This window comes from Neptuniibacter sp. (assembly GCF_024231755.1).
Taxonomy (GTDB): domain Bacteria; phylum Pseudomonadota; class Gammaproteobacteria; order Pseudomonadales; family Balneatricaceae; genus Neptuniibacter.
In genome coordinates this window covers 1-11,458 of sequence record NZ_JAAEQH010000369.1, presented here as the reverse complement: position 1 = coordinate 11,458, position 11,458 = coordinate 1, and the positions used below count along the sequence as shown (strand labels likewise).

The 11,458-nt window shown below is 46.2% G+C and carries 10 protein-coding genes; 6 read left to right on the top strand and 4 right to left on the bottom strand.

Features of this window, described 5'->3' with window-relative positions; translation table 11 throughout:
* Positions 1–28 precede the first annotated feature (28 nt).
* Complete coding sequence (locus tag GY843_RS20395; RefSeq protein ID WP_367183883.1) at positions 29–232, bottom strand: cold-shock protein; 204 nt, start codon at positions 230–232, stop codon at positions 29–31.
* Positions 233–460: 228 nt separating this feature from the next.
* A complete protein-coding gene (locus GY843_RS20390) occupies positions 461–1,939 on the bottom strand; it encodes a YdiU family protein (protein ID WP_297312472.1) in 1,479 nt (492 codons plus the stop codon).
* Between the two features lie 91 nt (positions 1,940–2,030).
* On the opposite strand from GY843_RS20390, the gene GY843_RS20385 reads away from it, so the two are divergent.
* Positions 2,031–2,342, top strand: coding sequence for an MGMT family protein (locus GY843_RS20385; RefSeq protein WP_297312471.1), 312 nt, complete (start codon positions 2,031–2,033; stop codon positions 2,340–2,342).
* A gap of 23 nt (positions 2,343–2,365) precedes the next feature.
* Here GY843_RS20385 and GY843_RS20380 read toward each other — a convergent pair whose 3' ends face one another.
* Positions 2,366–3,370, bottom strand: coding sequence for a class I SAM-dependent methyltransferase (locus tag GY843_RS20380; RefSeq protein ID WP_297312469.1), 1,005 nt, complete (start codon positions 3,368–3,370; stop codon positions 2,366–2,368).
* A 140-nt stretch (positions 3,371–3,510) separates the two neighbouring features.
* Here GY843_RS20380 and GY843_RS20375 point away from each other — a divergent pair, with 140 nt between their 5' ends.
* From GY843_RS20375 to GY843_RS20355, 5 genes are read left to right on the top strand one after another with little or no spacing between them, the layout of a single operon-like run.
* Entirely contained in the window at positions 3,511–4,878 is a 1,368-nt protein-coding gene (locus tag GY843_RS20375) for an efflux transporter outer membrane subunit (RefSeq protein ID WP_297312467.1), read from the top strand.
* A gap of 5 nt (positions 4,879–4,883) precedes the next feature.
* Positions 4,884–6,044: an efflux RND transporter periplasmic adaptor subunit gene (locus tag GY843_RS20370; RefSeq protein ID WP_297312466.1), complete on the top strand. Its 1,161-nt coding sequence runs from the start codon at positions 4,884–4,886 to the stop codon at positions 6,042–6,044.
* Positions 6,041–9,241, top strand: a complete 3,201-nt coding sequence (locus GY843_RS20365; protein WP_297312464.1) for an efflux RND transporter permease subunit — start codon at positions 6,041–6,043, stop codon at positions 9,239–9,241. The genes GY843_RS20370 and GY843_RS20365 overlap by 4 nt, the downstream gene beginning before the upstream one ends.
* Before the next feature lie 11 nt (positions 9,242–9,252).
* The gene (locus tag GY843_RS20360; protein WP_297312553.1) at positions 9,253–9,924 is read left to right on the top strand and encodes a response regulator transcription factor; all 672 of its coding nucleotides are present in this window, start codon (positions 9,253–9,255) and stop codon (positions 9,922–9,924) included.
* Positions 9,924–11,225 (top strand): HAMP domain-containing sensor histidine kinase, encoded by a 1,302-nt coding sequence (locus tag GY843_RS20355; protein WP_297312462.1) that lies wholly within the window; start codon positions 9,924–9,926, stop codon positions 11,223–11,225. The genes GY843_RS20360 and GY843_RS20355 overlap by 1 nt, the downstream gene beginning before the upstream one ends.
* Before the next feature lie 142 nt (positions 11,226–11,367).
* On the opposite strand, the gene GY843_RS21095 is transcribed toward GY843_RS20355, so the two are convergent.
* A partial coding sequence (locus GY843_RS21095; protein ID WP_367183783.1) for an integrase core domain-containing protein occupies positions 11,368–11,458 on the bottom strand: 91 nt, incomplete at its 5' end.

Sequence of the window (11,458 nt, the reverse complement as noted above, 5' to 3'; positions counted from 1 at the left end):
CCTTGCTTTTTTATCGAGAAACTAAAGCTTACAGCTTAGTGATGTTCTCAGCCTGAGGACCTTTCTGACCCTGAGTGATAGTGAACTGTACTTTTTCACCTTCAGCCAGAGATTTGAAGCCTTCGCCCTGAATTGCAGAGAAGTGTGCGAAAACGTCTGGGCCGTTTTCCTGCTCGATGAAACCAAAACCTTTCTCGTCGTTAAACCACTTAACAGTACCAGTAGTAGACATAGTCATAATCCTATTCTTTAAGAGTAATATAGTGCTTCGCAGCGCAAAGCGATTGTGCTTGAAGTGTTGCGATTACTTATGAAAAACAGGACGAAGTACTATGTAACTTCGAGGTTGTATAGCATAAATATACGGCTTACTTTCTAGCAGGACCCAATCTATAGGGGTTTCAACGTGGGGTCAACGAAAAAAGCCAATAAACCCCTAGTTTGTAGCAGTTTTTTTACTTTATGAAGAGCAGGTAAGGAAAATTGATCCTGCCCAGCTTGGTGGTGCCTCTGTATAGTGCATGAAATCGGGATTCTCCTGCATGGGTGAACTGAGCAACGTAATCAAATTATGAATCAACGTAAAGTCCCCCTCAGTTGCCTCTTTAATTGCTTCCTCAGCCATATAATTTCGCAATACAAATCGAGGATTTACCTCTAGCATTGAGTGATGACGAGTAGAATTATCACTTTCTTCCTGAATCAACCTTTTGTCGTAAAGATCAAGCCACTTTCTAAGTTCGGGGCTTGGTTCAGTGGTCTTATTCGTCAATTCAGATAAGGCCTCAATCGCAACGTCAGAACCATCATAAGAACTCAAACAACGGAAGAAGCGGTTCATATCTACCGAATGTTTGGTAAATAAAGTAAGCAGCTGTTGAACGAGGTCTTTATCTTCCTTACTCTGACTTTGCAAACCCAAACGTTTTCTGAACTCTGTCAGCTCCGCCTGGGTATACAGATCGGGATAACTATCCAGTACTGGGATCAGTGAGTCTCTATCAATCAGCGGTAATAGAGCCTGAGCCAATGCTGATAGATTCCAGTGCACAATCGCGGGCTGTTGCGAAAAGGCATAACGTCCCTGGTGATCATTATGGTTACTGATCATGCCCGGCTTGTACTCATCCATAAAACTGTATGGGCCGTAATCAAAGGTCTCACCAATGAGAGACATATTGTCGGTATTCAGTACCGCATGAACAAAACCATACGCCTGCCATTTAGCAACCAGCGTTGCACTTCGTTCGACGACGGTTCTGAACATCGCCAGATAAGGGTTTTCACTATTTAGATGTTCGGGGAAATAGCGGACAAGGCAATAATCAGCCAGACGTTTAAGGTCTTCATGCTGACGAGTGTGGTAGAAATATTCAAAGTGGCCAAAACGGATATGACACTGCGTCACCCGGAGCACAGTAGCACAGGGCTCCATCATCCCATCCCGCATCGCTAGTTCTTCACTACCGACCAGAGCCAGCGCTCTTGTGGTCGGTATACCCAAACCATACATCGCTTCACTGATCAGATATTCTCGGATACTAGAGCGCAACACAGCTCTACCATCACCAAAACGTGAAAAAGCAGTTTTACCTGCGCCCTTTAGATGTAAATCCCAGCGTTGATTCTGGCTATTTACAACCTCTCCAAGCAGCAAACCGCGACCATCACCCAACTCAGGGTTATACACCCCGAACTGATGACCGGTATATTTCATCGCTAAAGGCGCACTACCCGGTAATAGCTCCTGACCTGAAAAAAACTTCGTCAGAAGTGGAGGATTGACTTCACATGGATCAAGATCCAATAGCTGAGCGACCTCAGCGTTGAATGCGATAAGGAATGGATCACGCAGAGGTGTCGGCTTTACCTGCTGATAAAAGTTTTCGGGTAAGCGCAAATAACTGTTATCAAAATTGAGAGATTCCAGAGAAGCCATAGTGTATTGTCGCTATAAGTTAATCTGCTATTACCCTAGCATTTAACTCAAGTATTATCATCCCTCACAAAGTACGGTTAATACTATTCAAATGAATGAAATAAGCTATCAGGAAAAGATCTGGCAGGTTGTTGCGCTGATACCTGAAGGTAATGTTGCCACCTATGGACAGATAGCAGAGCTAGCTGGATTACCAAGAATGGCAAGAGCGGTAGGAAGAACGCTGAGCCTACTACCCAAAGGTACCCAATTACCGTGGCATCGTGTTATCAACGCTAAAGGGCAGATATCATTTCCGGTTGGTTCTGAAGCCTATGAATGCCAAAAGTCACGGCTTGAAGAGGAAGGGATAACTCTGCTTAACGGTAAGATCAATCTGAAACAGCACCGCTGGCAACCTTAATAAGAATTCACTTCCAAAGGAAACTAGAGCTGTAAAACAGCTATTTTCAATGGATATTGCCCGTCAGGGGATGGGAAATCGGTTTCCGGCTCAAGAAGCTCAATATCCTGAACCGGGCGTCCCGCCTTATTTGCGCAACGCTTAATAACATCAAGCCACTCATCCAGTGGCACCTTTGCCACATTGTTGGTGCAAACCAGAGTTCCACCTTCTTTCGTTGCCAACAGCGACGGCTTTAGAACGCTGGGATAATCACGGATCAGGTCCACTGTACCAAAATGACTTTTGGCCCAACGAGGAGGGTCCAGATACACCAGATCAAACTGTTTCTCATCTATACGAGGAAACTGTCTAGGTTTCTGCCCGCGGCGTACCCTCTGTTTAACAGGAATACCTGCCAGCTGCTTTGCTGCAGTAAAGAAATCACTCTGAATGAAACTGATCTGCTCTTCAGGAAGGTCATTCAACTGCGCATTGTCCTGACCCACTTCAAGATTACGTTTAGCAAAATCCACATTCCAGACTTCACTAGCGCCAGCAACGGCTGCACAGATTCCAACACCACAGGTGTAAGAGAACAGATTGAGTACAGACTTATTCTGAGCATTAGCTAACACAAAACGTCGCCCTACCCGCATATCCAGAAATAGAAACGGGTCCTGACCGGCATGTTTACCCTTAACCCGGTAGTTAACACCCAGTTCCTGACCGACAAGTTGTTGCCCACGTTTATCAGATTCATCCACACGGCGGGAGTTTTTTGAACTCCTGTCGTTATAAACAAACTCTTCAATGGCGAACTGATCGGCATAATGTTGCTGGATAGTTTCCAACTCTGCATCATGCAGTGATTCATGGAATGTCTGAACCAATAACTGAGGACCATAACGATCAACGGTTAGGCCTGAAAGCCCCTCATTGGTGCCGTGAAACAGCCGGTAACAGTTTGTATTTTCAGTATTTAACTGCTGTAACAACTCAATACGGTTATCGGATGCCTGTTTTAACAGACTGTGAAGATCAGACATGACATGCACTCAGATTAAAGAGAGTGGGATTTTACAGGCACAACCCGTGCTAAGCCATGCTCCTGTTAAATTCTCTTAACCCGCTCTTAACCCACTATCCGATATAACAACCAGGCATCTAATAACCCTGGATATATTTGATGATGATATCCGTGTCTAAACTCACCTCACTGGGACTGTTTGCACTGTTGCTTAGCGGCTGCTCGGGCCTGATACCCGATAAACCTCAGCGTCAAACGGGCATTGAATATAACTGGCAAGAGCAGATACCAAGGCTGTCAGATTCAGAGAAGAAACGAATACTAGACCTAACTGATTACGATGAACTGGACGAACTGGTTAAAGATACTCTGGCAGCCAATTTTGATCTGCGCCAAACAGCCTTACGTTTAAAAGAACAGCAGCTCCTGGCACAAAATAGTCATGCAACTCGACAGCCAGAACTAAACCTGCAACTTGATAGCCAACGAATTCAAGAGCAAACAATCAACACTCATCCATACAACAGCCATAACCTCGTACTCAATTTGAACTGGGAACTGGATGTCTGGGGTCGTCTTGCCGATGCCTCCCTGGCTACTGATGCTGAAACAGAGGCTTTAAAAGCAGACTTTACAGCTGCTCAAAACTCGCTGACAGCACGGGTTATTCAAAGCTGGATCGATCTCAGTTTACGTCAGCAAATTATCAATAGTGAACAACAGAGAGTGAAGTCACTGCAAAATACCGAAGCGGTCATCAAAGATCGTTTCCGTAATGGGCTGGGGCAACTGGCAGACCTGGAAAGCGCTCGGGTTGCAACAGCTCAGGCACTGGCATCTCTTGCTTCGGTAAGGCAATCACAACAGGAAGCTATCCGCCAGTTAGCGCAGTTACGAGGTATTAACAGTAACCAAATCAAACTGAAACTTGATGCCGTTCCACAGATCCAAACGCCGCCCGTTGCTTTACCAGCAACAGTGCTTGGGCAAAGGCCTGATCTGATCGCGGCCTATCATAGAGTTCTCGCATCAGACCTGCAGACATCAGTTTCTCACAAACAACTGCTACCCAGCTTTAATCTGATGGCTAACCTGAGTCAAAACCAGCCACAGTTTTCAGACCTACTGAGTGGCTCTTCCGCCTGGAGTTTACTGGGCCGAATGACGGCCCCCCTATTTAATGCCGGTCGTCTGAAGCGTGATGCAAAAATCGCTGAGTTACAGGCGGAGCGCAGTTATCTCGTTTATCAGCAAACATTAGTTAATGCTCTGAATGAAGTAGAGATTACTTTGAGCCGAGAACACTCACTTAACCAACAGCAGCAACTGCTGACCCAAGCAAAAAACCACGCTCAAGTGAGTCTGCAGTATTACCAAGCACGATACCAGGATGGTTTAGCCGACATCCTCGACCTCTTAAACGCACAGCAAACCGCTTTTGATAGCAAAATTCAATTATTACAAGCCCAACAAGCCCGCCTGACCAACCGTGTCACTCTGGCGTTGGCGTTGGGCATGGGAGTGTAACGTCGATGAAGCTTACAAAACGCTGGCAGACACTGCTCTTTACCGGTATCGCTCTGGTTAGTATTCCCCTAACCTTAACCTACACCAACTTTGCCATCAGCAATCAGGCTAAACCTGAGATGCAGGAGGAACTGGTTAATGTTCCTCGTGTAACTGTCACTAAGGTCAACATTGGTACATACCGCAGTGTGATCTCGGCATACGGTGAAGTAAATCCAGTTGAACAAGTTAATTTGAGCAGTCAAATTTCAGGACGTGTAATTTGGCGCGCCCCAGAATTTGCCGATGGTAATCAGGTAAGTAAAGATCAGGTTCTGCTAAAACTTGATGCAACTGATTATAAAGCAGCACTGGCTAATGCGCGCCAGGCTCTGGCAGAAGCAAAACTGGCACTGCAACAGGAGAAACGTCAGAAAAAGCAAGCTGAAAAGGATTGGCAGCGCTCGGGGCTGAAACAAAAACCGAGTAACTTGGTACTACGCATTCCGCAACTGGAAGTAACACAAAGCCGCTACCAAGCAGCACTTGCAACAGTGACCCAAGCCAAACGCGATCTGGCACAAACCGAGATCAAATCACCTTTTGCTGGCGTTATCAGTAACCGGGACGTAGCGTTAGGTAGTTATATCGAGTCGGGTACAGTTCTGGCTTTGATTCGCAGCAGCCAAAAAGCGGAGATAACACTAGCTCTCTCTGCGCAGGAGTGGCAGCTACTTCCAGAAAGAGCAACCGAGATCAGTCTGCACAGCAGAGAGCAATCCGGTGTAAGTTGGCCAGCTCAGATAAACCGTATTGCGGCCAATCTGGACACAAGAACCCGACTCAGATCTTTAGTACTGACTGTAGATCAACCATTGCAGCAGGACACTCCACTCCTGTTTGGAAGTTTTATTACTGCCCAGATTGAGGGTAAAAAGTTCGATAATCTGTTTGCCCTACCGGCTTCCGCTCTCACTGCAGACGGTTACATCTGGTTAGTTGAGAACAATCATCTGCAACGTCACAAAACCAAACCGCTATTTAGTCGTCATGGGCAGCTGTTTATTCGTCAAGACTCTCTACCCAATAGCATCCTATTAGTGAACAAACCGATGTCCAGTTACCTGCCGGGCACTCAGGTTCAAAGCAAGCTGGCTTCATTTGAACTCAGTGGAGCAAATCAATGAACTGTAACTCACCACAGAGACTTAGCAGCCCTGAGGAACAGGGTTGGGTGGCTTGGTTTGCCAGCAATCCAGTTGCCGCTAACCTACTGATGGCTCTGATCTTGGTCGCAGGTTTAATTACCGCAAATAACTTACGGGTGGAAGCATTCCCACCACTACCCCCGAATAGTATCAGCATCGATGTTACCTACCTAAGCGGCTCAGCAAAATCCTCTGAAGAAGGCGTCACAATCAAGATTGAAGAGGCTCTACAAGGGGTGCTGGGCATCAAGAAAGTCAGCAGCCTGTCCCATGGTAGTGGAGCAACAGTAACGGTTGAACGCATCAGTGGTTATGACCTTGATACACTCTACCGCGATATAAAAAACCGAGTGGATAGTATTGCCACCCTGCCCGAGCTTGCTGAAAAGCCGATCATAAGCCGCGAAGTTTATCTAGAGGATGCAGTCAGCGTGCATGTGTATGGAGATGGAGAACAGGATGTATTACAGGAGACTGCGCGCCGTTTACGAGAACAGCTACTGGCAAATCCAGCCATAGAGCGGGTTATTCCTAATGGCCGCCAAACCCCGGAAATTATTATTCAGGTTGATGAACAACAGCTACAAGCGCTTAACCTGACCAATAACGAGATCGCCCAACGTATCGCTGCCTCATCCCTGACTGAAGCAGGAGGTGAACTGTTTAGTCGCGATGGCAGCCTTGTAGTTAAAGCTGACAGACAACGCTATCACCTGCGTGATTTTGAGGAGATTCTGATCAAAGAAACCCTTGATGGGCAACGCCTTACACTAGGAGATATATCGCGGGTTGTTGATGGTTACGCGCAAAGTTCAGTCATCTCCCGCTACAACGGGCAACCTGCAATCTGGCTGGATATTAAGATGTATAGCAGCTCCGATATCATGGCGATTTCCGAACAGGTGCGTAGTGAAATCAAAAAGTTTGAGACTAAGCTTCCAGAAAACATCAAAGTAGCTATCTGGAACGACCAGAGTATTTATATCTCCAGCCGCCTTAACTTATTACTGGAAAACAGTCTGATTGGTATTGCTCTGGTAATGTTTCTTCTAGCCCTGTTTCTTAATGTACGAGTCGCATTCTGGGTTGGTATGGGACTACCGGTAATTTTTGCAGGCGCAATGCTGCTGATGGAACCACGCCTGTTTAATATGACCCTAAACGAACTTACCACTTTTGGTTTTATAATTGCTCTGGGTATTGTGGTGGATGACGCAGTTGTTGTCGGCGAGAGTATCTACAGTGAACGGGAAAAGCATGGAGCGAGTCTCAGCTCGACCATCCGTGGTGCCCAACGCGTAACCATTCCAACTGTATTTGGTGTACTGACAACCGTTGTAGCCTTTATGGCGCTGGTATTGGTTGAAGGTGAGATGGGCAAAATTTTTAGTTTCTTTGCCTATGCTGCGGCTTTTTGCCTAATTTTCTCCCTGATTGAATCAAAACTGATTCTACCAGCTCACTTGGCTCACTTGAAAATGGGGCCTTCAACATCTACTAATCCAATCTCCCGTGGCTGGGGTTGGTTACAAGGTCAAGTCAGTGATGGACTGACCTTCTTTACCTCTAAGCTATATCGCCCGTTTATCCATAAGGTACTTAACTTCCGCTACGCTGCCTTACTCTTTGCGATTGCCCTGTTTATTCTGGTCGCTGGACTGGTTCCGTCAGGCAAAATCCGTGCAGTTTTCTTTCCGGATATACCCAGTGATTTTATTATGGTAGAGGTTACCTTTGAGGATCAGATCGGTTACGGCTTAGTACAATCCCAGGCGATTCAGATTGAAAAGATTGCAGCGGATCTGAATAAACAGATTAAACAGGAATATCAGCTCAGTGAAGACCCTATCCCCAATCTGATGACTCTAACCGATGATGCCAGTGCAACCATCATCGCAGGGCTTTCGCCCCGATCTTCTCGTCCACTGGGTACTGAAACCATTGCTAACGATTGGCAAGAAAGAATCGGTTCACTAGAAGCGGTACGCAAGTTGAAATTTATCACCTCTTGGGAAGGTGCCGAAGACATCAGTATCGAACTGCGCTCCATGAACTCAGATTCTCTTAATGCAGCCAGCTCTAAGATTCGCGAGGCTTTAGGTCAGTATGCAGGGGTTTCCGGTATTCAGAACAGTATGAAAGCAGGTCAGGCTCAGATCGACCTTAAGCTACGCCCAGAGGGTCAAGCAATGGGCCTGACCATTGCTGATCTTGCCAGCCAGATTCAGTATGCGTATCAAGGTAATGAGGTACAGCGTATCCAGCGTGGCCGTGATGAGGTGAAGGTCAAAGTACGGTATCAGGATGAACAACGTCAACATATCGATGACCTAAGTAATGCCCGTATCCGTATCGCAGATGGTACTGCAATTCCATTGAGTACCGTTGCCGATATCAACGCCCGCTATGTTGCGACAGAGATCGAGCGTATCGACCGCAGTCGGGTTGCCGTAATCACGGCCGATCTGGATAAAGCGGTTGCAGCACCGACAGAGATTCTAAGCTCCTTAGAAACCGAGTTACTGGGCCAGTTAAAGCTGGATTACCCGGATCTGAATATCCATCTCGGTGGTGAAGCCCAGGAGGAACAGGAAACAACGAATTCTCTTAAAGGAGCCTTTATCGTAGCCCTGATCGCGATCTATGCGTTACTGGCGATTCCTCTGAAATCTTATGTTCAGCCACTCATGATAATGACTGCCATCCCTTTTGGAATAATCGGAGCACTGCTCGGTCACTGGTTACATGAGATTCCGCTAAGTGTTCTTTCTCTGTTTGGCATTCTGGCCCTGTCCGGCGTGGTGGTGAATGATAGTTTATTGCTTATCAGCCGCTACAATGAATTCAGAGCCAACGGCCAACCACCTCGACTGGCTATGGTTGCAGCAGGGTGTAGCCGAATGCGGGCGATTATCCTTACATCCATCACAACCTACGCGGGATTGATGCCGTTGATCTCGGAAACATCCGAAAATGCACAGTTCCTAATCCCAGCGGCTATAGCTATGGGTTACGGGATTCTGTTTGCTACAGTGATAACGTTGGTGCTGATTCCTGCGTTGGTATTGATCAGTGAAGATCTGCAGTTCAAACACCGGTTTCAACCCAAGTCTGTAGCAAACGATAACCTACAGCTTAATCTCCAGACGAAGAGTACAGAGGAAGTCCATCTATGAATCACAGCGCCATACAGGTTCTTCTGGTTGAAGATGACCGAGATCTGGCAGCATCAGTAGCTGATTATCTGGCTCTGGATCATATACTGGTTGACCATGCTTACAACGGCCATGCAGGCCTCACACTGGCCTGCGACAACCACTATGATGTGCTGCTGCTCGATCTAATGCTGCCTCGTATGGATGGTCTAACGCTGTGTGAGAAACTGCGCGGGGCCGGTATCGATACCCCGGTGCTGATGCTAACGGCACGGGATACGCTGGATGATAAAATCGCCGGTTTCCGTGCCGGCACCGATGATTATCTGGTTAAGCCCTTCGCCATGGAGGAGTTGATCATACGTATCCAGGCCCTGGCAAAACGGCGCAGTGGTCAGATAAGGAAACTAACTGTAGCTGACCTAGAGGTTGATCTGGATAGTAAAACAGCCCAACGATGTGGTCAGCTATTAAAGCTTACTCCCACTGGCTGGGTCATACTTGAAACACTGATGCGAAACAGCCCAAACGTGGTTAGCAAACAACAATTGGAAGAAGTACTCTGGCCGGAAGAGATACCTGACAGTAACAGTTTAAAAGTACATATGTACCATCTACGTCAACAGATAGATAAGCCATTCAACAGTGCTCTGCTACAGACCATCCCCGGACAGGGGTTTGTGATCCGTGAGGATTCTTTCTGATGTTTAAGAAACTGCAAAAACCACGTAGTATGCGCCGTGAACTAAGCCTGTATATTCTGACCCTATCACTCGCCATTGGTTTTGCTTTTATGTATGCCCTAAACAGTTATTTCGAACGCGGTTTAGACCTAGCAGCAGAAAGCACAATGTTAATTGAAGCGCGCTCTTTCGCTAAAGAGTACCGTAAAAACTCTGATACCCCGCTGCCTTCGGGCTACATCACTAAGTTTTACCTAGATAATCTGGATAATGCACCGGAACTCTATAGAAAACTACTTAATACAGGATCTATGAAAATGGGGGAATTCTCACATGAAGAATGGTCCCCCCATGGCTTTGATGAATGGAAAGATTCTCGCTACCTAATCGCTTATAAACACCAACTTCATGATGGTAGATCACTGTTTCTCATAACCGATTACGAAGCCAACCTGATGACAAAAGAGGAACAAACCCGTTTCGACTCTACTTTCACACGTGTTTTCTACTTTGTTGGTGGTTTTCTGTTCCTGATGCTAACCGTTGTGTGGTTCTATAACCGTCGCATTAGCCACCATACCCAACACCTCGCTCTCTGGGCAGAACAGATCTCTATGGATAATGTGAATCAACCACTGCCTGATTTTCGCTACGCTGAACTCAATAAAATTGCCGAGCAACTGAAGGGGTCGTATGAAAGAAATGCAAAATTTATCGAACGCGAGCACCAATTCCTACGTCACTCTAGTCATGAACTACGTACCCCAATCGCTGTAATTCGTGGGAACCTGGAGCTTCTACACAGAGTGGGCTACCCCGCATCGATGCAACGCCCAATTGAGCGTATTGAGCGCTCCAGTCATAGTATGCAACAACTCACCGAGACTCTACTGTGGATCAGCCGGGAAAGTGAAAAAGCCCCACATATCAATCAAGTAAATCTACGTGAGACAACTGAAGAGTTAATAGAAGAACTCGATTATCTATTGCAGGACAAAGAGGTGGAAGTAGTTACCCAATATTCAACCGATCTATCTGCCCTATCTCTAGCCGAAACTCCGTTTAAGATTGTCCTGAGCAATCTTATTCGAAATGCTTTTCAGTATACTTACTCTGGACTCGTAACAATCAAAATCAGTAATGAAAAGATAGAGATTGAAAACAGAAATACGGAAGCAGAAGAACTTGAAAGTGGTGACAGTTTTGGTTTGGGGCTGATGCTGGTGACAAAGATCTGCGAACGACTGAACTGGGATCTGGCCATTCAACAGAATGAGCTAGGAGCCCATGCTGTATTAATACTTAAGAAGTCACAACACTAAGGAAGCTGTGCTTTCACCTTCTCCACAAACTAATAAACCAGATAAAACTGACATATATCAGATTTTTTTCATTTACAGGTCCTACTACAATAACTGACCTTTCCCCATCATTAGAACCATTTCCTCGATGAGATTTTTCATCCTATGCTGCTTTGTTTTTAAATGCCACTGGTGACATATAACCCAGTGAACTATGTGGTCTGATATGGTTGTAGTGATGTCTCCATTGATTG